The sequence below is a fragment of the Streptomyces hesseae genome, from assembly GCF_031845785.1.
Classification (GTDB): Bacteria; Actinomycetota; Actinomycetes; order Streptomycetales; family Streptomycetaceae; genus Streptomyces; species Streptomyces hesseae.
In genome coordinates this window covers 190388-211272 of the sequence record NZ_JAVRFI010000010.1, presented here as the reverse complement: position 1 = coordinate 211272, position 20885 = coordinate 190388, and the positions used below count along the sequence as shown (strand labels likewise).

General features: G+C 74.3%; 14 protein-coding genes. 9 read left to right on the top strand and 5 right to left on the bottom strand.

Annotated features, from left to right (window positions below; all coding sequences use genetic code 11):
* The first annotated feature begins 155 nt into the window (after positions 1–155).
* Positions 156–977: a hypothetical protein gene (locus RM609_RS18060; RefSeq protein WP_311612115.1), complete on the top strand. Its 822-nt coding sequence runs from the start codon at positions 156–158 to the stop codon at positions 975–977.
* A 93-nt stretch (positions 978–1070) separates the two neighbouring features.
* Here the strand turns inward: RM609_RS18060 and RM609_RS18055 are convergent, their stop codons facing one another.
* Complete coding sequence (locus tag RM609_RS18055) at positions 1071–1250, bottom strand: DUF6104 family protein (RefSeq protein WP_126916014.1); 180 nt, start codon at positions 1248–1250, stop codon at positions 1071–1073.
* A 155-nt stretch (positions 1251–1405) separates the two neighbouring features.
* Between RM609_RS18055 and RM609_RS18050 the strand changes: the two genes are divergently transcribed.
* The 7 genes from RM609_RS18050 (at position 1406) to fxsT (ending at position 13003) form a co-directional block, all read left to right on the top strand.
* Positions 1406–1834, top strand: a complete 429-nt coding sequence (locus tag RM609_RS18050; RefSeq protein ID WP_311612112.1) for a CU044_2847 family protein — start codon at positions 1406–1408, stop codon at positions 1832–1834.
* The gene (locus RM609_RS18045; RefSeq protein ID WP_311612110.1) at positions 1831–3981 is read left to right on the top strand and encodes a VMAP-C domain-containing protein; all 2151 of its coding nucleotides are present in this window, start codon (positions 1831–1833) and stop codon (positions 3979–3981) included. The genes RM609_RS18050 and RM609_RS18045 overlap by 4 nt, the downstream gene beginning before the upstream one ends.
* A 148-nt stretch (positions 3982–4129) precedes the next feature.
* Positions 4130–5140, top strand: coding sequence for an AAA family ATPase (locus RM609_RS18040; RefSeq protein WP_311612108.1), 1011 nt, complete (start codon positions 4130–4132; stop codon positions 5138–5140).
* A 6-nt stretch (positions 5141–5146) separates the two neighbouring features.
* Complete coding sequence (locus tag RM609_RS18035; protein ID WP_311612106.1) at positions 5147–8221, top strand: SAV_2336 N-terminal domain-related protein; 3075 nt, start codon at positions 5147–5149, stop codon at positions 8219–8221.
* A 125-nt stretch (positions 8222–8346) separates the two neighbouring features.
* A complete protein-coding gene (locus RM609_RS18030) occupies positions 8347–8580 on the top strand; it encodes an FxSxx-COOH-like cyclophane-containing RiPP peptide (protein ID WP_311612104.1) in 234 nt (77 codons plus the stop codon).
* Positions 8577–9926 carry an aKG-HExxH-type peptide beta-hydroxylase gene (locus tag RM609_RS18025; RefSeq protein WP_311612102.1) on the top strand — a complete coding sequence of 450 codons (1350 nt, stop codon included), beginning with the start codon at positions 8577–8579 and terminating at the stop codon, positions 9924–9926. Before RM609_RS18030 ends, RM609_RS18025 begins: the two co-directional genes overlap by 4 nt.
* Before the next feature lie 59 nt (positions 9927–9985).
* Positions 9986–13003 carry an FxSxx-COOH system tetratricopeptide repeat protein gene (fxsT, locus tag RM609_RS18020; protein ID WP_311612101.1) on the top strand — a complete coding sequence of 1006 codons (3018 nt, stop codon included), beginning with the start codon at positions 9986–9988 and terminating at the stop codon, positions 13001–13003.
* Between the two features lie 95 nt (positions 13004–13098).
* On the opposite strand, the gene RM609_RS18015 is transcribed toward fxsT, so the two are convergent.
* The 4 genes from RM609_RS18015 to RM609_RS18000 all read right to left on the bottom strand — a co-directional run bounded on the left by RM609_RS18015 (position 13099) and on the right by RM609_RS18000 (position 19826).
* Positions 13099–16917 carry a multifunctional oxoglutarate decarboxylase/oxoglutarate dehydrogenase thiamine pyrophosphate-binding subunit/dihydrolipoyllysine-residue succinyltransferase subunit gene (locus tag RM609_RS18015; protein WP_311612099.1) on the bottom strand — a complete coding sequence of 1273 codons (3819 nt, stop codon included), beginning with the start codon at positions 16915–16917 and terminating at the stop codon, positions 13099–13101.
* 241 nt (positions 16918–17158) lie between these two features.
* A complete protein-coding gene (locus RM609_RS18010; RefSeq protein ID WP_311612097.1) occupies positions 17159–18259 on the bottom strand; it encodes a HAMP domain-containing sensor histidine kinase in 1101 nt (366 codons plus the stop codon).
* Positions 18260–18308: 49 nt separating this feature from the next.
* On the bottom strand, positions 18309–19046 hold the full coding sequence (locus RM609_RS18005; RefSeq protein ID WP_126916018.1) for a response regulator transcription factor: 738 nt from the start codon (positions 19044–19046) through the stop codon (positions 18309–18311).
* Between the two features lie 90 nt (positions 19047–19136).
* Positions 19137–19826, bottom strand: a complete 690-nt coding sequence (locus tag RM609_RS18000; RefSeq protein WP_311612095.1) for a spermidine synthase family protein — start codon at positions 19824–19826, stop codon at positions 19137–19139.
* A 175-nt stretch (positions 19827–20001) separates the two neighbouring features.
* On the opposite strand from RM609_RS18000, the gene RM609_RS17995 reads away from it, so the two are divergent.
* Entirely contained in the window at positions 20002–20865 is an 864-nt protein-coding gene (locus tag RM609_RS17995) for a rhomboid-like protein (protein ID WP_311612093.1), read from the top strand.
* Positions 20866–20885 lie beyond the last annotated feature (20 nt).

The window sequence follows — 20885 nt, the reverse complement described above, 5'->3', positions numbered from 1 at the left end:
CGTACAGGCGTACTGCGTGGTGGGGCGTGCGGCATGGCAGGCGTCGTGCGGCACACCTCGGATACTCGCGACGCAATATATCGCGTCTTCCACGGAACACGATATATCGTGGCCCCGGGAAGTCAAGGGGCTTCGGAGTGGCATAGCGTTGACGCATGTCCGCTACTGATCACAGTCCGGCGGCGGGGGTCCTGCTGCTCTGCCGGGCCGAGCCCGACCGCGTCCGTCCTTCCGCCCAGCTCCTGCGCGAGCCGCTGTTCCTCGCCCCGGCGGGGGAAGAGTGGACCGTGCTGGTCCCGGGGGAGGAGGCCTGGCACGCGGAGGACGCGACCCCGGCCGCCCTGACGGCCGAGTGGGCGCACGCCCTGACCGTCGCCGAACCCTGGCCGGCCGTGGGCCTGTGGTGGGACGCGGAAGGAGCCGGCTTCGTCGTCGCGGCGGGCTTCCGCCGCACGGTCGGCTACACCTGGCTGGCGGACGGCTCCCCGCTCGGGGAGGAGAGCGCCATGACGGCGCTGCGGGCCCGGCTGGGCCTGGACCCGGTGCTGGACGCGGAGGCGTTCGACCGGCTCACCCTGCCGGACTCGGACGCCGACGCGACCGCGCGGGTGCTCGGGCTCGTCGCCGTCCTGGCCCGCGCCGGACTGCACCTGCCGCCCGGCCTGGCCCCGGGCACCGGCGCCGCCGGGCTGCGCGCGGCGGCGGACGCGGCCCCGGAGGCGGAGACCGTCGAGTGGCCGGGCTGGCGCACGGTGGTGCGCGACGGCCTCGACGCGTCGGAGCGGGGGGCGCTGGGCCGCTGGATACGGGGGCCGCGGGCGCGGACGCTCGGCGCGGTGGAGGTCGCGGCGGGGGTGTCGCTCTGGGCGCTCGGGCGGCGGGGCGGTCGCCGCGGCTTGCGGGTGGCTGGTGCGGCGCTTGTGGTGGACGGGGCGCTCACGTTGGCGTACGACGTGTGGCGGTCGCGCAAGGCGTGAGGGGCCCCGACCCCGCCCTTTCACCGTTTCCTCCGGGGGCTCCGCCCCCGGACCCCCGGTCCTCAAACGCCGGACGGGCTGACTTTGTCAGCCCTACTCGTCGTCCTCGTCGTCCAGCCGTGCCAGCCACGTCGCCAGGCGCTCGACCGGGACCTCGAAGTCGGGGTTGAGGTCGACGAACGTACGGAGTTGCTCGGCCACCCAGCCGAGGGAGACCTCCTCCTCGCCCCGCCGGTTCTCCAGCTCCTCGATGCCGCGGTCGGTGAAGTACAACGTGATCTCCGTCAGGGGATGAGCCAATCGGTCCCGCCCAGGATAGGCCGCGCGGGCCACCCGCCTTTGGCCACGGCCTCTCGCGTCCGTCCCGCCCTGGGACTAGCCTGCTGTGCCTGCCGCATCACGCGCGGTCGACGGGGGTGGACGGGCGTATGGCCGACGGGATCACTCAGGTCCGGCTCGACGACGGCACGGTCGTCTGGGCGCGGGTCACCGAGGCACAGGAACTGGACGGGCCCAAGAACGCCGGGCCCGGCGGGTACGAGGACGAGGACGCCCCGTACGCGGACTCCTCGTACGCGGACTCCGGCGCGGCCCGGCGCGTCGCCGGCATGGCGGGCGGGCTCGCCGACACCGTCCGGGGGGTCGCGGACTCCGTGCGGATGGGCCTCGCGGCGGCGCGGCCCGACGAGGTGTCCGTGGAGTTCGGCATCGAGCTGTCCGCCAAGGCGGGCCAGGTCATCAGCCTGATAGCCGACGGCGAGTCCAAGGCGTCGATCACGGTGACGCTGAAGTGGGACGGCCGCCGGGAGGACCCGGCGGCCGCCGGGCCGGAGCCCACGGCCCACGGCGCCCCTTGAGCGCCCTGGAGGGCACCGCGCGCCGTGCCGTCGTACGCATCTCCGCGCCCGGCGGCGGGTATGACGCGAGCGGCGCCCGGTTCTGGGGAAGCGGATTCTTCATAGCCCCCGGCTGGGTCCTGACGTGCGCCCATGTCGTGGGGAACGGGGGTGGCGACGTGCTGCGCGGAGCCACGGCCGTCGACGTCACCGACTGGCACGGGCGGACCGCCCCCGGCCGGGTGGCCTTCGCCCTGCCGATGCCGGCCGACCCCGACGTGCCCCCCAGGCCCTGGCGGCTGCCGGACCTCGCGCTGCTGGAGGTCGAGGGCGCGGAGGGCGCCGAGTGCCTCTGGCTGAGCGACCGTTCGGCGGTCGTGCCCGCCCCGATCAGCCTCCACGGCTGGTCGTTCGACATGGGCGAGCTCGGGCTGCGCTTCGGCGTGGGCACCGCCACCGGCGGGGACGGCGCCGACGGTACGGCCATGCTGCTGCGCGGGGAGATACCCGTCGCCGGCTGCTCCGGCGGGCCCGTCGTCGACACCGCGCGCGGCGCGGTCATAGGCGTGTGCAAGGGGCGCGGCAAGGACACCGCCGGGCTGGCCGTGCCCATCACCGCGCTGCGCCGGCTCGCCGACGACCTCCCCGGCCGCGACCGGCTGCACGCCGTCATCCGCGCCCACGACCGCCACCACTACGCCCGTTACCGCGCCGTGGGCACCGGAGCCGGCTGGACCGGCATGCAGCAGGCGCTGCGGCCGGGCCCCGCGGACGGCCTCACGCCCGTCCTGCGCACCCACCTGTTCGCCCGGCTCGCGGAGTTGTCGCCGCCCGCCACCCCGGGCGAGGTCATGGCGCTGGTGGAGACCGTCAAGCGCCGCGTGATCCAGGAGCCGTACCAGCCGGGCGTCGAGCACGACCCGCGCAGCTGGCGGGAGGGCGTGGGCCTGCTCTACGACCTGCGCGACGGCGGGCAGGGCGGTCACGGCCGCGTGGAAGCCGGCCCGGACCGCGATCTGGAGCTGGAGGCGGTGCTGCTGTACGCGGCGCGGGTCGCGGCCGCCGTCAGCCGGTTCGGGGCCCTGGACGACACCGAGCCGCTGCGCGAGCTGTCCACCTGGATCGCGGCCCAGGCCGAGCCGCTGCCGGACGTCATCAGGGTGGAGATCCACCGGATCCTCCACGGGGGTTCGGACGACCCCGACGGCCCGCGCGCTCCCTCGCCGCCCGGCACGGTCGAACTGCGCAAGCCCGAGCGCCGGGACGTGGAGCCGGGCGTGGCGGCGCCCTCCGGGGCCCGGGCCGACGTGCTCGTCCAGGTCGACTCGCCCGTCTACGGCGACCGCTACCCGTGGCGCGTGAAGCTGCTGCTGGACGGTGGCGTGGTCAACCCGCTCGTCGGCGACGAGATCGGCGTCCCCCGCGCGAAGCTGCGCGAGACGCTCCGCGAGCCCATCGCGCGGGCGCTGCGGCAGGGCGACGCCGGCGGCCATCTCGCGGAGCTGCACATGATGCTGCCGCGTGAGCTGTTCGACGAGCCGGTGGACTCCTGGCAGCTGTCGCCGCCCGGCGCCGACGGGGGCGGCATCGACCCGCACACGCTGCCGCTGGGACAGCGCCGGGTGGTGGTCGTCCGGGACCGCCGCCGCCGCGACCAGCCCCCGACCCCGGAGTGGCAGCAGCGCTGGGACGGCACCTCCCGGGGCCCGCTGACCGCCGTGCCGCTGCGCCGGGAGGCGCCCCTCAAGGGCCACGGCGGACCTGGCCGGGAGGGCGGGCACGCGGCGTACGGCAGGCTGTCGTTCGCGGCGGACTCCGCCATTCCGGTCTACTGCGGCGAGGCGGCTGTCGGAGCGGGCGCTACGGCCATGGAGGCGGCGCTGGCCGCCGGGCACGCGGTGGTGATCTGGCGACGATGCGCCACGGGGCACACGGATTGCGCCGAATTCCACCGGCGCGTCTCCCTGCTGGTGGGCGAGGCCGGGACCGCCGGGGGACTGCCCCAGCTGATACGCAGCCTCCGGATCGCCTGCGCCGACCCGGAGGCCCCCGACCCGGAGGCGGAATGGGCGCGCTCGATAGCCCTGCTCTACGACTCGCCGCACCATCCGCCGTCGCCCGGCGAGCCGCTGTACGCCCCGCTGCCCAGACCCGGAGGCGCGGCATGACAGCGCGTCAATTGCGCGTACAGGGAAGGGTGAAGAGGGGTCGGCAGGGCGGTCCCCGGACGGTACCGTCGGGCGGGGGCGGGCCGTGTCGGGGCCCCGGGCGGCGCCGTCGGTCTCACGGTCACCCACCAGCCACGAGGAGCCGAGTGTGAACGATTGGCGGATCTACCGGGGAGCCGGGCTGCCGCACGACGGAATCCGGCGGCTGCCGCCGCCCCCGCCCTGGCGGGACTTCGCCTCCTCGGGCCCCGACACCGGCGCCGAAGCGGACCCGAGCGCCGCCCGCCGGCTCGGCGTGCTGCGCCGCCTGGTGGAGAACCACCACCCGCGCCCCGAAGAGGTCGAGGCGGTCAACGCCGCCCTCTATCTGCGCCGCCCGCTCCTCGTCACCGGCAACCCCGGAACGGGCAAGTCCACGCTCGCCCACGCCGTCGCCCACGAGCTGGGCCTCGGCCGGGTGCTGCGCTGGCCCATCGTCAGCCGCTCCACCCTGCGCGACGGCCTCTACCACTACGACGCCATCGCCCGCCTCCAGGACGTCCAGCTGGAGCGGGCCGGCGGCGAGGCCACCGGCACCGGGCGCCGCTCCATCGGCTCGTACGTCCGGCTGGGCCCGCTCGGCACGGCCCTGCTGCCGGTCGCCCAGCCCCGGGTACTGCTCGTCGACGAGCTGGACAAGGGCGATCTCGACCTGCCGAACGACCTGCTCAACGCGCTGGAGGAAGGGGAGTTCAGACTTCCGGAGCTGGAGCGGATCGCCGACCTCGAACCCGAGGTCGAGGTGCTCACCGACGACGGCGGCCGGGCCGCGATCCAGGGCGGCCGGGTGCGCTGCACCACCTTCCCGCTGATCGTCCTCACCTCCAACGGCGAACGCGACTTCCCGGCCGCCCTGTTGCGCCGCTGCGTCCAGCTGGAGCTGGAGGCGCCGGGCGAGGAGCAGCTGACCGCGATGGTCCGGGCCCACCTCGGCGACGACGCCGTGACCGACGGCGACGAGCTCATCCAGCGCTTCCTGGACCGGGAGCCCGGCGAGGTCATCGCCGCCGACCAGCTGCTCAACGCCCTCTTCCTCACCCAGCACGCCCCGCGCACCGAACGCGTCACCCGCGACCGGCTCGCGGACATGCTCATGCAGCCTCTCGACCGCCCGAGGTGATGAGAGATGACGGCGCCCCCCGACCGGCGGTTGGGGCAATTGGTCGGCAGGCTCCGGGCCGCGGACTGGGACCTCACGGCGGAAGAGATCGCCGACGCCCTGTGGCTGGCCCAGTGGGTCGGCCCGGGCGCCGCCGGTGAACCGCCGGACGGGCCGGCCGCCACCGGACGGCTGGACAGCGCGGCCTCGGTCTCCCGTGCCGCGGACCCGGCCCCCGGCGCCCGTACGGACCGCCCCGGCGGCGCCGTCCGGCCGTCCGGGCCCGGCGACGACCCGCCGCGGGCGCGACGCCGGGAACGGGTGTCCCTGTACGCGCGCGGCGAGGGCCACCCGGGCGCCGTGGACACCTTCCCCATACGTGTCCCCATGGCCTCGTCCCTGCCCGGACTCCTGGGCCTCCAGCGCGCGCTGCGGCCCCTGCGCGGCTACCGCACGCTCGCCGCGCCCCTCCCGGGCCCCCTCGACGAGGACGCCACCGCCGACTCCGCCGCCCGCACCGGGCTGCTGGAGCCCGTCCACCGGCCCGGCGAGCGCCGCCCGGCGGCCGTACAGCTGGTGATGGACACTTCACCCTCCATGGTGGTTTGGGAGCGGATGCTGGAGGAACTGCGGCAGACCTGCGCCCAGCTCGGGGTCTTCCGCGACGTCCAGGTGCGCTATCTGCACCGGGCCCCCGACGGCACGCCCCTCGTCGGCACCATGGCGCGACGGGACGCCGGGGGCGCCCGGCATCTCCGCCCGCGCCCCGCCGGCCAGTTCCGCGACCCCACCGGGCGCCGGCTCACCCTCGTCGTCAGCGATTGCGTGGGCCCCCTGTGGCAGGAGGGGCGCGCCCAGAGCATGCTCCACCACTGGGCGCGCACCGCCCCGCTGGCCGTCGTCCAGCCCCTGCCGCCCCGCCTGTGGCCCCGCACCGCGCTGCCCGCCGAACCCGGGCTGCTCCGCCGCGACCCCGCCACCGGCGGCAGGACCCGCTTCACCCCCGACGGCTACGGGCCCGGCCCCGGCCCCGGCGCCCTGCCCGTACCGGTCCTGCTGCCCACCGCCGAGGCGCTCGGCGTCTGGGCCCGGCTGCTGTCCGGCCCCGGCCGTACGACGGTGCGCGGCGCCGCCGGCTGGCTGCTGCCCGGCCATCCGCCCCGCCCCGCGCCGGCCCCCGGCGCCCCCGGCACCCGGAGCGCCGACGAACTCCTGCGCGCCTTCCGGGCCGGCGCCTCGCCGGGCGCCCTCCGGCTCGCCGTCCACCTGGCGGCCGTCCCGCTCACCCTCCCGGTGATGCAGCTGGTCCAGCGCGCGATGCTGCCCGACACCGGGCCCATGGAGCTCGCCGAGGTGCTGCTGAGCGGGCTGCTGTGGCGGCTGCCCGACATGGACCCGGACACCGGCACCGGTCCCTGGTACGAATTCGCCGACGGCGTCCGCGAGATGCTGCTGCACTCCCTCGACCGGGGCGCGGCGGCCCTGGTCCTCAAGCACTGCTCGGACTACGTGGAGCGCCACTTCGGCAAGGGCGCCCGCAACTTCTCCGCCCGCGCGGCCGCCCAGCTCGCCGGCGAGGAGCTCATCGCCCCCGCGCCCCCGGGCCCGCCCGAGGAGCGCCGGGACGCCGCCGAACCGGAGCTCTTCGCCGAGGTCCCCGCCCGGGTGGTCCGCTGGTACCGGCCCGTGCCCGTCGAGAGCGGCCCCGTCGCCGAGGCGGAACGGCTGCTGCGCCTCTGGCAGGTCCAGGGCGACCCCTCGCTGCTCCACCAGGCCCGCGCCCTGGCCGGTCCCGCCGCGACCGCCCCGCTCCCCGGCGCGGCACCCGCCGAGGGGCTGCGCGCCCGGCTCGTCCTCGGCGGCGTGCTCCAGGCCCTCGTCGGCACGGAGTCCGTACGGAACGACGCCACGTCCCGTCGCGCCCTCCTGGAGGAGGCCGCGGACCACCTCCAGGACGCCTTCACCCACGCCCCGCCCGACGGCGACACCCGCGCCACCGCCGCGCTCCGCCTGGCCGACGTCTCCTACGCGCTGTGGCAGGACGACGGCGACCGCGACCACCTCGTCGCCGCCGCCCGCGTCCTGCGGGCGCTGCCCCCCGGCACCTCCGCCCGCCACCTCCGCCTGGGCCGGACCCTGCTGGCGCTGACAGGGACCGGCACGGCGCCCGGCCCGTACGCCGAGGAGGCCGCCGCCGAACTCCGCACCGCCTGCCGCCTGCTGGAACGCGAGCAGGCCCCCGACGTCCAGCGCTGCGCCGCGCTCCTCGACCTCGCCGCCGCGCTCCGGGCGGCCGGTGCCCCCGGCGCCGGACTTCTCGCCGTCCTGGACGCCGCCGTGGCGGCCACCACCGACGACGCCCAACGGCTGCGCTGCCGCACCGAACAGGCCCGCGCCCACGCGGCGGCGGACCAGTGGCCCGAGGCCGACGACGCGTACGCGGCGGCCGTCGGCCTCACCGCCCGCGACAGCCTCCGGCGCTGCGAACTCCTCGTGGAATGGGGTGAGTCGCTGCTCGGCCGGGCACCGGCCGCCGGGACCCCGGGCGGCGACGCCGGGGACGCCGCCGATCCCGTCACCCGCGCCGAGTCCGTGCTGCGCGAGGCGTACGCCGTCAGCCCCGGCCGGTCGCCCCTGCGGACCCGCGCCCAGCTGGCGCTCGGCCGCGCGCTGGTGCTGCGCTTCGGCCGCCAGGGGTACCTGCCCGACCTCTACGAAAGCTGCCACCTGCTCGAACAGGCCGCGCGCCGGGCCCCGGACGGCGCCACCCGTGCCGAGGCATGGCTGGAACTGGGCACCGCACGGCTGCTGCTCAGCGACCGGCAGGGCGCCCTGCCGGTGGCCGACGCCGCCGCGGCCTTCGACACCGCCGCCAAGGAGGCCCGGCGGCTGCCCGCCCCCGACGGCCCGGGCTCGGTGACCGCCGCCCGCGCTCTCCACCGCTACGGCGACGCCCTGGAACGCATGGGGCTGCGCCGCGCGGCCCTGGCCGCCTACCGCGACGGGCAGCGCGAATGGCGCGACCTCACGGGCCGGCTGGCCGAGGTGCCCTGGGCCGAGGTCCAGGCGACCCGGGAGGCGGTGGCGCGGCTCGTCAACTGACCGTCCGGCACCGGCACGCCCCACCGGACCGGCCACCGAACGGGTTTCCGAACCGGGGGCGTTGGGAAGAACCGTGCAGCCGCGCGGGCCCGTTTCCGGCGGACGGCGGCAGGGAGGAGAAGAGCGTGAACCAGTTGGAGAACGCCCCGGTGACCGGTCGCACGGACGGCGCGCCCGGTCCGTCGCCCCTGCCCGACCTCGCCCGCACCGGCCTGCGCGCCCTACGAGCCTCCCGGGACCCCGCCCTGGCGGCCGCCGTGGAGGGCGTGCTGCGCTGCACCGGGCGGCTCGCGGAGGCATGGCACTCGGGCGGCGAGGGCAGCGAGGGCGGGGTCACCGGGGCGCGCCCCGGCCGGTGACCGGACCCCGGCCGGCGGACGGCATCCCGGGCGGCCGCCCGGAAGGACCCGGCCGCGTCACCCCCGCGACCCTGGCCCGGCTCGCCCGGACCCGGAGCGCCCCCGGCGACGTCGCCCTCCTCCTCGACGGCCTGCACAGCGGACGGCTCCTGCTGCTGAAGTCCCTGCTGACCCGGCTGGAACGGCCCCCCGCCGTCCCCGGCCCCGCCCGCGCGCGCTTCGAGGAGCACTGGCGACTGCTCGAACACGCCGAGGCGCACCACCCCGACCGGGTCGCCGAGACCCTCGACTACCCCTCCGTCGGCACCTGGCTCGCCCACACCCTCGCCGCCCCCGACGGGGAGACGCTCGCCCTGCGCCTCGGCCACTTCGGCGCCGTCGCCGCCACCGCCGCCCTGCGCGCCGGCGCCGACTTCGCCCTGGACCTCCCCGCCCCCGGCGGACGGCTCGCGCTCCCCGGTACCGGCCTGCTGCGCACCACGGACTCCCCGGTACGGCTGACCGCCCACGGCCCCGCCGCCCGGCTGGCCCCGCCCGGCGGGCACGGCGGTGCCCTGCTGCTGCGCGCGGCCGGACGTGTCACCGGCCACGGGCCCGGCTGGCAGGGGCTGCTCCGGCTCGCGGGCGGCCCGGTCCGCCTGGACGACCTGGACCCGTACCGCGCCCCGCCCGGCGGCGCGGGCCGCTACGCGCTCCCCGCCGCGCCCCGGACCGCCGGCGGGCCCTGGGCCCGGCACTGGCGCGCCGCCCTGGCCCTGCTGCGCGCCGCCGACCCGGCGCGCGCCACGGAGGTGACGGCCCTGCTGCGCTGCCTGGTGCCGCTCGCCCCCGCCGGCCGGCCCGGGACCAAGGTCAGCGCGACCTACCGGGTGGCGCCCGGCGCCGTCCTCACCACCCCGCCGTCCTCCCCGTGGGAGCTCGCCGAGGTCCTCGTCCACGAGACCCAGCACGGCAAACTCGCCGTGCTCCACGACCTCGTCCCCCTGCACGCCCCGCCGCCGCACGGCCGGCCCGCCCTCCACCGGGTGGCCTGGCGCCCCGACCCCCGGCCCGTCGGCGGCGTCCTCCAGGGCGCCTACGCCCACCTCGCCCTCGCCGACCTCCGGGTCCGGGCGGCGCTGCTCCCGGGCCTGACGCCCACGGCCCGGCACGAGGCCCGTACCCGCCGTGATTCCTGCCTCCGACAGGTCGCGCGAGCCCTGAATATCCTGCTTGAATCGGCTGAACTGACTCCCGCAGGAGGGGAGTTCGTGATCGCCATGGAACGGCACCTCGCGGGGCTGACACGGCCCGGCGGACCCGACGTGACGATCGGCACAGCGTCACCTGTCGGTGACGTACGGTAATCTCGTGTCCAGGGTCGGCCCCGGCCGACGCGGCGCGGAACAGTGAGGGAGACCTGCGGATGGCCACGCAGCGGCAAGCGGCCGGCACCGGCGCGCAAGGGCGGGACGGCGAGCATTTCGTCGTCGTCTTCGCCGGGTTCCACCGGCCCTGGGCCACCTGGATCGCCCACCGGCTGGAGTCCCACGGACACCGGGTCACCCTCCACCGCTGGGACCCGCGCCGCGAGGTGCCCCTGGAGAGCTCCATCGACGACCTGCTGCTCGCCTCCGGCCGGATACTGCTGGTGCTCAGCGACTGGTTCTTCCAGCTCGGCCCGCGCCGCGAGGGCGAGTGGAGCGCCGCCCTGCGCGGCATCGTCGCCGCTCACGCCGAGCGCTTCGCCGCCGTCAACCTCACCAACCGCGCGCTGCTCCCGGCCACCGCCGTCCTGGAGCCCGTCGACCTGTGGAGCGTCGGCGCCCAGGAGGCAGAGCGCCGGCTCCTGACCCGGCTCGGCTTGCCCACCGGCGGCGCCCGCCGCCCCCTGCCCGCCGGCCCCGGCTCCCGCTACCCCAATGACCCCCCGGCCGTCTGGGGCGAGGTCCCCCGGCGCAACGTCCGCTTCACCGGCCGCGACGACCTCCTCAACGGCCTCCAGCAGCACCTGATGGACGCCGAGCAGGGCACCGCCGTCGTCACCCTCCTCGGCATGTCCGGCATCGGCAAGACCCAGATGGCCGCCGAGTACGCCCACCGCTTCAGCTCCGACTACGACGTCATCTGGTGGATCAACTCCGATACACGCGGCACCCTGCGCGAACGCCTCGGCGAACTCGCCCCCGAACTGGGCCTGATCAGCGGCTCCGAGCCCGGCGAGCGCATCCGCGCCCTCCACGAGGCGCTGCGCCGCGGCGACCCCTACGGCCGCTGGCTGCTGATCTTCGACGGCTGGGACGACATCGAGAGCGCCGAGGACATGCTGCCCGAGGGTCCCGGCCACGTCCTGATCACCTCCCGCAACCGCAGCTGGAGCGACAGCCGGACGACCCTGGTCGAGATCCCCGGCTTCGACCGCCACGAGAGCACCGGCTATCTGATGCGCCGCGCCCCCCGGCTCACCGCCGCGGAGGCTGACGAGATCGCCGCCGAACTCGCCGACATCCCCCTCGCGCTCGTCCAGGCCGCCGCCTGGCTCGGCGAGTCCGACATGGAAGTCGCCGACTACCTCCGCATGGTCCGCGACGGCGAACTCTCCGAACTGGCCGACCAGGGCGGCTTCGACGGCGTCCCCCGCTCCTCCCTCACCTCCTGGTCGATACTGATCAACCGCCTCCGCGAGGACCAGCCCCACGCCGTGGAGCTGCTCTCCCTGTGCGCCGCCTTCGCCCCCGGCCGCATCCCCATCGGCCTCGTCCGCCACCTGCCCGCCGCCGAGCTCCCTGAGGGCCTCGGCTGGCTCGCCACCGACCTCGCCGCCTGGACCCGCGCCCTCGACACCCTCGTCAACTACTCGGTCGTCACCCGCGACACCCGCTCCGCCCTCGCCGGCGAGGAACCGGGCCCCGAGCAGGAATCCGTGCACATGCACCGGATCGTCCACGACATCGTGGGCCGCCTCACCTCACCCGCGGACCGTGAGACCCACCGCCATGTCGTCCGCTCCATGCTCGCCGCGGCCGACCCCGGCAACCCCCAGGACTCCCGGCTCTGGCCCCGCTACGCCGAGCTCCTGCCCCACCTCGAACCCTCCGGCGCCCTCACGAGCCGGGACGCCCGGGTCCAGGAGACCGTCCTCAACCTGCTGCGCTACTGCTTCCGCAGCGGCGAGTTCCGCACCGGAACGGCCCTGGCCGAACAGGTCCGCGAGCACTGGTCGGAGTTCCACCCCCCGGAGCACCCCAGGATGGTCGAGCTCACCACCCAGCAGGGCAACATCCTCCGCGCCTACGGCCACTTCCGCCCCGCCTACGAACTCGACCGCACCCTGCTGGAACGCCTCCGCGCCACCCCCGGCCACGGGGGCACCCGGCTGATGACCGCCACCAGCTGTCTCGCCGCCGACCAGCGCTACCTCGGCCAGTACGACGAAGCCCTCCAGGCCCAGCGCGAGGTGCTGGAGACCGCCCTCGAACTCCTCGGCCCCGACGACTACCTGACCCTCCTCGCCCAGCACAACCTCGGCGTCGGACTGCGCCTCCTCGGCCGCTATACCGAGGCGTACGAGATCGACCTGGAGACCCTCCGCAAACGCGAGACCCTGCTGCGCGCCCGGCATGCCTCGACCCTCGTCTCCGCCATGGCCTGCGCCCGCGACCTGCGGCTGATGGGCCGCTACCGGGACGCGCTGGCCCGCCAGGAGCTCGGCATGCGCATCCACGTCCAGGTCCTCGGCCCCCAGCACCCCCAGACCCTGCGCGCCCGGCACAACCTGCTGCTGTGCGAGCGGCGCGCCGGCGGCCTGGCGGACATGGGCGGCGCCCTGGCCAGCCTCCTCGAACAGACCGAGCAGGTCCACGGCCGCCGCCACTACGCCACCATCGGCCTCATCGTCGACCACGGCAACTACGCCCGCGAACACGGCGACCTGGCGCAGGCCAAGGACCTCATCGCCGAGGGCGAGGCCGGCTTCCGTGAACTGCTGGGCCCCGCCCACCCCATCAGCACCGGCATGCTCTCCAACACGGGCCTGATCCTCCAGGCCGCCGGGGAGCGCTCCGAGGCCCTCACCATGTTCGAAGCCGCCCTCGCCGGGCTCACCGCCACCCTCGGCCCGGACCACCCCTGGGTCCTGGGCTGCGCCCTCAACGCGGCGGGCGGCCGCAATTTCACCGGGCGGATCGAGAGCGCCCTGGAGCTCAGCCGCGACACCCTGCGGCGGTCCCGGCACGCGCTGGGGGAGGACCACCCCTTCACCCTCTCCTGCGAAGTGGCCCTCGCCATGGATCTACGGGGGCTCCGGGAGCACGAGGAGGCGGGCAAGATCGAGGAGGACGCCCTCCAGCGGCTCACCCGCTCCCTGGGCGCCCAGCACCCCCACACCCTCGCCGCCCGCCAACGCATCCGCCCGTACTGGGACTTCGAGCCGTATCTGGGCTGAGCCCTGGTTTGTGCCCACCGGGCCGCACCGGAAAACGGCGGGGGCCCGCACCGCCGAAGCGGTGCGGGCCCCTTTCATGCCCGGAGGGCGAGAGGTCAGGCGTCGAAGACCTCGGCGATCAGCGCCGCCTGCTCGGCCTGGTGGCGCTTGGCCGAGCCGACCGCCGGGGACGAGGAGTGCGGACGGGAGATCCGGCGCAGTCGCTCGCGGGCCGGGACGTCGGCACCGACGGCCAGGTCCAGGTGGTCGATCAGGTTGAGCGCGATGAACGGCCACGCACCCTGGTTCGCCGGCTCCTCCTGCGCCCAGATGTACTTCTCGGCGTTCTTGAACTTGGCGATCTCGGCCTGGAGCTCCTCACCCGGCAGCGGGTAGAGGCGCTCGAGACGGATGATGGCGGTGTCCGTGAGACCGCGCTTCTGCCGCTCGGCCTCCAGGTCGTAGTAGACCTTGCCGGAGCAGAAGACGACCTTGCGGACGGCCTCGGCCTGGACGCTCTCGTCGCCGATCACCGGACGGAAGCGACCGCTGGTGAACTCCTCCACCTTCGACGCCGCGGCCTTCAGACGCAGCATCGACTTCGGGGTGAAGACGATGAGCGGCTTGTGGTGCGGGTTGTGGACCTGCCAGCGCAGCAGGTGGAAGTAGTTCGACGGCAGCGTCGGCATGGCGACCGTCATGTTGCTCTGCGCGCAGAGCTGGAGGAACCGCTCGACACGGGCCGAGGAGTGGTCCGGGCCCTGGCCCTCGTAGCCGTGCGGCAGCAGCAGGGTGACGCCGGAGGTCTGGCCCCACTTCTGCTCGGAGGAGGAGATGAACTCGTCGACGATGCTCTGGGCGCCGTTGACGAAGTCACCGAACTGGGCCTCCCACAGGACGAGCGCGTCCGGGCGGGCCAGCGAGTAGCCGTACTCGAAGCCCATCGCCGCGTACTCGCTGAGGAGCGAGTCGTAGACGTTGAAGCGGGCCTGGTCCTCGGAGAGGTAGAGCAGCGGGGTGTGGTCCTCGCCGGTCTCCCGGTCCACCAGCACCGCGTGGCGCTGGCCGAAGGTGCCGCGGCGGGAGTCCTGGCCGGCGAGCCGGACCGGGGTGCCCTCCATCAGCAGGGAGCCGAAGGCCAGGGTCTCGCCCATGCCCCAGTCGATGGTGCCGTCCTCGACGCTGGAGGCGCGGCGCTGGAGCTGCGGCATCAGACGCGGGTGCACCGTGACGCCGTCGGGGAGGTTGACCTGCGACTCGGCGATCCGCTTGACGACCTCCTGGGAGATCCCGGTGTCCACCGCGATCGGGAAGCCGTCCAGCGGGGCCGGGGCCGGGGCCTCGGCGGGCGCCGTGTCGGCCTCGCGGACCTCGACGAAGACCTTCTCCAGCTGACCCTGGTAGTCCTGGAGGGCCTGCTCGGCCTCTTCCAGGGTGATGTCGCCACGGCCGATCAGCGACTCGGTGTACAGCTTGCGCACCGAGCGCTTCTTGTCGATCAGGTCGTACATCAGCGGCTGGGTGAAGCCCGGGTTGTCGGACTCGTTGTGGCCGCGACGGCGGTAGCAGATCAGGTCGATGACGACGTCCTTGTTGAACGCCTGGCGGAACTCGAAGGCGAGCCGCGCGACGCGGACCACGGCCTCCGGGTCGTCACCGTTCACATGGAAGATCGGCGCCTCGATCATCCGGGCGACGTCGGTGCAGTACATCGACGAGCGCGAGGACTCCGGCGGCGCGGTGAAGCCGACCTGGTTGTTGATGACGATGTGCACGGTGCCGCCGGTGCGGTAGCCGCGCAGCTGCGACATGTTCAGGGTCTCGGCCACGACGCCCTGGCCCGCGAAGGCCGCGTCGCCGTGCAGCTGGATCGGCAGGACGGTGAAGTCCGTGCCGGCCTTGCCGATGATGTCCTGCTTGGCGCGGGCGATGCCCTCGACGACCGGGTCGACCGTCTCCAGGTGGGAGGGGTTGGCGGCCAGCGAGACGTTGATCTGCTCGCCGTCCAGGCCGGTGAAGACGCCCTGGGCACCCAGGTGGTACTTCACGTCGCCGGAGCCGTGCATCGACTTCGGGTCGAGGTTGCCCTCGAACTCGCGGAAGATCTGCGCGTAGGACTTGCCGACGATGTTGGCGAGGACGTTCAGCCGGCCACGGTGGGCCATGCCGATGACGGCCTCGTCCAGGCGGGCCTCGGCGGCCGCGTCCAGCACCGCGTCCAGCAGCGGGATGACGGACTCGCCGCCCTCCAGCGAGAAGCGCTTCTGGCCGACGTACTTCGTCTGCAGGAAGGTCTCGAAAGCCTCCGCCGCGTTCAGCCGGCGCAGGATGCGCAGCTGCTCCTCGCGCTCCGGCTTGTGGTGCGGGCGCTCGACGCGGTCCTGGATCCAGCGGCGCTGCTTCGGGTCCTGGATGTGCATGTACTCGATGCCGGTGGTGCGGCAGTACGAGTCGCGCAGCACGCCCAGGATGTCGCGCAGCTTCATCATCGACTTGGCGGCGAAACCGCCGACCGCGAACTCGCGCTCCAGGTCCCACAGGGTGAGGCCGTGCTCGGTGATGTCGAGGTCGGGGTGCTTGCGCTGGCGGTACTCCAGCGGGTCGGTGTCGGCCATGACGTGGCCGCGGACCCGGTAGGAGTGGATCAGCTCGAAGACCCGGGCGGCCTTGGTGACGTCGTCATCGTGCGAGGCGTCGATGTCCTTGAGCCAGCGGACCGGCTCGTAGGGGATCCGCAGCGCCTCGAAGATCTCGTCGTAGAAGTTGTTCTCGCCGAGCAGCAGCTGGTGCATGATCCGCAGGAACTCGCCGGAGGCGGCGCCCTGGATGACCCGGTGGTCGTACGTCGAGGTCAGGGTCATGACCTTGGAGATGCCCATCTTGTTCAGGGCGTCCTGCGAGGTGCCCTGGAACTCGGCGGGGTAGTCCATGGCGCCCACGCCGATGATGAGGCCCTGGCCGGGCATCAGGCGCGGCACGGAGTGCACGGTGCCGATGCCGCCGGGGTTGGTCAGCGACGCGGTGACCCCGGTGAAGTCGTCCATCGTCAGCTTGCCGACGCGGGCGCGCTTGACGATGTCCTCGTAGGCCTGCCAGAACTCGAAGAAGTTCAGGGTCTCGGCCTTCTTGATGGCCGCGACGACGAGCTGGCGGTCACCGTTCGGCTTGACCAGGTCGATGGCCAGACCGAGGTTGACGTGCTCGGGCTTGACGAGGGTCGGCTTGCCGTCCTTCTCCATGAAGGAGTGGTTCATCGACGGCATCAGCTTCAGCGCCTGCACCATGGCGTAGCCGATGAGGTGCGTGAAGGAGACCTTGCCACCGCGGGCGCGCTGGAGGTGGTTGTTGATGACGATGCGCTGGTCGAACAGCAGCTTCACCGGGACCGCGCGGACGGACGTGGCCGTCGGCAGCTCCAGGGAGGCGTTCATGTTCTTGGCGACCGCGGCGGACGGACCGCGCAGCGTCACGAACTCCGGACCGACGGCCGGCTCGGCCGCCTTGGCGGCAGCGGGCTTCGCCACGGCGGGCTTGGTAACCGCGGGCTTCGCCGCGGCAGCGGCGGCGGGCTTCGCGGCGGCCGGGGCCGCGGCGGGCGCGGCCGGCGCCTGGGCCGCAGGGGCAGCCGGAGCGGCCTGCGGGGCGGCGGCCGGAGCGGCCGGTGCTGCCGGAGGCGCGGCAGGGGTGGCGACCGGCGCGGCGGCGCTCGGGGCGCCCCCGGTCACTGCCTGCCCCGGCGGAGCCGGGGCAGTGCCCGGCTTGTAGTCGGCGAAGAAGTCCCACCAGGCTCGGTCGACCGAGTTCGGGTCCTGGAGGTACTGCTGGTAGATCTCGTCGACGAGCCACTCATTGGGACCGAACACATCGGCAGGGCTTTTGCCCTGCCCTGCTTGGTCGGTCGAGACGCTCGAGGTGTTGGGGGACTGTGGCGACACGGCGGCAACCGCCCTCTTCCGCTTCCTAAGGTGGTGGACAGCGGGAATAAAGGCTACGCCTGTCGGGACCCTTAATGCAGGCCACCCGGGCCAGTCGTCGCCTAAGTCACACTCGACGTCGGGTTTCAGGGCACGAAGAGCTGGGAAAACCCGAAGGTTCCGCTTGACCCCGGGCTCTCCTGGGTTCGCCGAATCCTGCCCTGCATCCGGTCGGATGTGTGCTCCCACCACCGACCCTACGTCAACTCGGCTCACGAGGACCTCCCGGAAGCGTGACCTTGATGCGGCACCCACGCGGGGACTCGGCCACCCCGATGCTCCCGCCGTGGAGGTCGACCGCCCAGCGCGCGATGGCCAGGCCCAGGCCCGTACCGCCGTCGGTGCCCGGCCCCTGCGAGGCGCCGGTGCCCCGGTTGAAGCGCTCGAAGACGCGGTGCCGCTCGGCCTCGGGGATGCCCGGCCCCTCGTCCACCACCTCCAGGGCCAGCGACTGGGCCCCCTCGCCCCGGCGGGCACGGACGGTGACGCGGCCGTGCGGGGGAGAGTGCTTGACGGCGTTGTCCACCAGATTGGCCACCACCTGGTGCAGCCGTTCGGCGTCCGCGTGCGCCGTGAGCTCCGGGGGAGAGACGTCCAGGTGCAGATGGACGTCCTTGCGGGCGCGCGGCGAGGAGCCGCTGCCGCAGGCCATGCTCGCCTCCTTGAGCACCCCCGCCAGATAGGGCCAGACCTCGAAGCGCCGGGCGTGCAGCGGCACCACCCCGTTGTCCAGCCGGGACAGGTCCAGCAGCTGCTCCACCAGCCGGCCCAGCCGCTCGGTCTGCCGCAGCGCGGTGCGCATCGTCTCGGGGTCGGGGGCCGAGACCCCGTCCACCACGTTCTCCAGCACGGCCCGCAGCCCCGCGATGGGGGTGCGCAGCTCGTGCGAGACATTGGCGACGAGCTCCTTGCGGTGGGTGTCCACCGCCTCCAGGTCGGCCGCCATCCGGTTGAAGGCCTCGGCCAGATCCCCGAACTCGTCCCGTCGCCCGGCCCGCACCCGGCGGGTGTAGTCACCCTGTGCCATCGACCGGGTGACCTCGGTCATCTCGTCCAGCGGCGCGGTCAGGCCGTGCGCCACGAACTGGGTGATCAGCAGGGAGGCGATGATCGAGAAGACGGTGATCACCCGGAGCTCGGTCGCCGAGTGGATGGCGACGAACACCAGGAACGTGGTGATCACCACCGAGCCGATCACCAGCGCGCCGAGTGCCGCCTTGACCGACCGGTAGGGGTCCAGGGGGCGCAGCGCCTCCCAGAGCCTGCTCCACAGACCCTGCGGCGGCCGGCGCTCACCGGACACCGGGATCACCGTAAAGAGTCATGCCACCCGCCCCGGGCCATGTGCGCCGTCATGCCGCCGGGGTCTCCAGCGCGTAGCCGACCCCGTGCACCGTACGGATCCGCTCCGCCCCGATCTTGCGGCGCAGCGCCTTGATGTGGCTGTCCACGGTCCGGGTGCCGGACGCGTCCGCCCAGTCCCACACCTCCGCGAGCAGCTGCTCACGGGAGAGGACCGCGCGGGGGGTGTTGGCCAGGCAGACGAGCAGGTCGAACTCGGTCGGCGTCAGATGGACGTCCCCGCCGCGCACCCGCACCCGGCGCTGCGCGTGGTCGATCTCCAGCTCGCCCAGCCGCAGGATGCCGCTGCGCGGGGTGTGCGCGGCCAGCGTGGCCCGCTCCACCCGGCGCAGCAGCACGTGCACCCGGGCGGCGAGCTCGCGCATCGAGAACGGCTTGGTCATGTAGTCGTCCGCCCCGACGCCCAGGCCGACCAGCATGTCGGTCTCGTCGTCGCGCGCGGTCAGCATGAGGACGGGCACGGGCCGCTGCGCCTGCACCCGGCGGCAGACCTCCAGGCCGTCGAAACCGGGCAGCATCACGTCCAGGACCAGCAGATCCGGCTGCCATGCCTCGGCGGTGTCGACGGCGGCGGGTCCGTCGCCCGCGGTGCGTACCTGAAAGCCCTCGGCCCGCAGCCGGGCCGCGATGGCATCGGTGATCGTCCGGTCGTCCTCGACGATCAGCACCCGGCGCTGCGCTCCGGTCGACGCCACGACGCCGCTCGGGCCGATGTGTGTGTGCTCCATGCGCCCCGCCCCTAAGCGTGTTCCCGTAGCGAAGTGACTACGGGTCCTGCACCTGTGCAAGGCAGGGTACGGGCACCCGGCGGGACTCGGCTACGCGGCACGGATGCCGAGGTGAACGACGTCCGGGACGCCTCGGGCAACGGTGATCTCTTCCGTCGTTACCCCGGCGAACCCGGCATTACGGAGGGCCTGTTCGAACGCCGCGGAGGGCTGCGCGGACCACACGGCGAGCACCCCTCCGGGCGTCAGCCGGTCCCGGCACGCGGCGAGTCCGGTGGGGGAGTAGAGGCTGCCGTTGTCCTCCGTGACGGTCCAGTCGGGGCCGTTGTCGATGTCCAGGCAGAGCGCGTCGAAACCGCGCCCCGGCGCCCGGAGATACGTCACGAGGTCGGCGTGGACGATCTCGGCGCGGGGGTCGGCGAGCGCCGCCGCCGAGTACGCGCCCAGCGGGCCGGAGCGGTGCCAGTCCACGACGGCCGCCTCCCGTTCGACGACGGCGATCCGCCCCCAGCGGGGCTCCTCGACGGCCCGGGCGAGCGAGAAGCCCACACCGAGGCCACCGATCAGGACGGCCGGTTCCTTCCGGTCCGCGGGGAGGGCGGCCAGGGCCGCGTCGACGAGCAGCCGCTCGGAGCGCCCGTCCGAGGTGTCCATCAGGAAACAGCCGTTGGCGATGATCTCGAAGTGCTCGCCCCGCCGTCTGAGCACGACCTCCCCGTGGGGGCCGTCGCGGCGGTCGAGGACGGTGGCGGTGGAGTCGCTGTGCTTCATGTGTTGCATGTGCTGCTGCCTCCTGTTGACCGTTCGGTGACTGTCGACGCATCGGCCGACGCCGCTGCGCATCAAGAGGTTGACAAAGGTGACGGGAGTCACGACCAGAGGTTGATCCGGCGCCCGATCGTGGACCTTAATGTTCAAGGAGGCCCGGAGAAATGCGCAGAAAGGGGCTGGCCGAGTGACTGCGGTTGACGCCGACGGCAACGCCCCCGGGGCGGCCGCCGCCCCCGGCCGCCTCCGTACGGCGCTCCGCCGCCTCGGCCGGCTGCTGCCCACGCCCACCGGCACACCCTTCACCTTCTGCTACGGCCTGATCCTGCTGGGCACGGCCGTCTACGCCGACTTCGGCGACCAGGCCACCGTCAACCAACTGCTGCGCGACTCCAGCACGGACGCCGCCCACCTGACCGAACAGCCGCTGGTCGTCCTGGTCGCCAGCGCCCTGTGGGTGGCCGGCGGGCTCTACTCCGCCTACGGCGTGGCCTTCGCGCTCGTCCTCACCGCGCTGGAGCGGCGCGTGGGCGGCGCCCGGACGGCCGGGGTCTTCCTCGTCGGGCACGTCCTCGCCACGCTCGCCACGGAACTCCCGGTGGCCGGCGCCGTCGCGGCCGGGCAGCTGCCGGAGTCCTCGCTGCACCGGCTCGACTACGGCATCAGCTTCGGCCTCATGGCCTGCATCGGCGCGCTCTCCGGGCTGGTGTCGCGCCCGGCGCGGTGGACCATGCTGGGCGTGGCGGGCGCCATGTGCGCCCAGGACCTCATCGAGCTGATCGATCCGCTGGCCAGCGCCGGGCACCCCATCGCGCTGCTCACGGGAATCGCCTGCCGGTCGCTGATCCGCGACGGGCTGCCGGGCCCGCGCCGCCCGCGCCGCCCGCGCGAGCGGGCGGAGGCGGACGCGGTGCCGCCCGCCCAGGCGGCCGTCGACGCCGAAGCGTTCCACGGACGCCTCGCCGGCACCGTCGTCCCGGCGCCCTCGCGGCCGTGTGCCGAGGGCGACGATCCGCGCCCCACGGCGGACACCGCCCTCCACGGCCGCTGAGCGCCGGGCCCCGCCGGGCC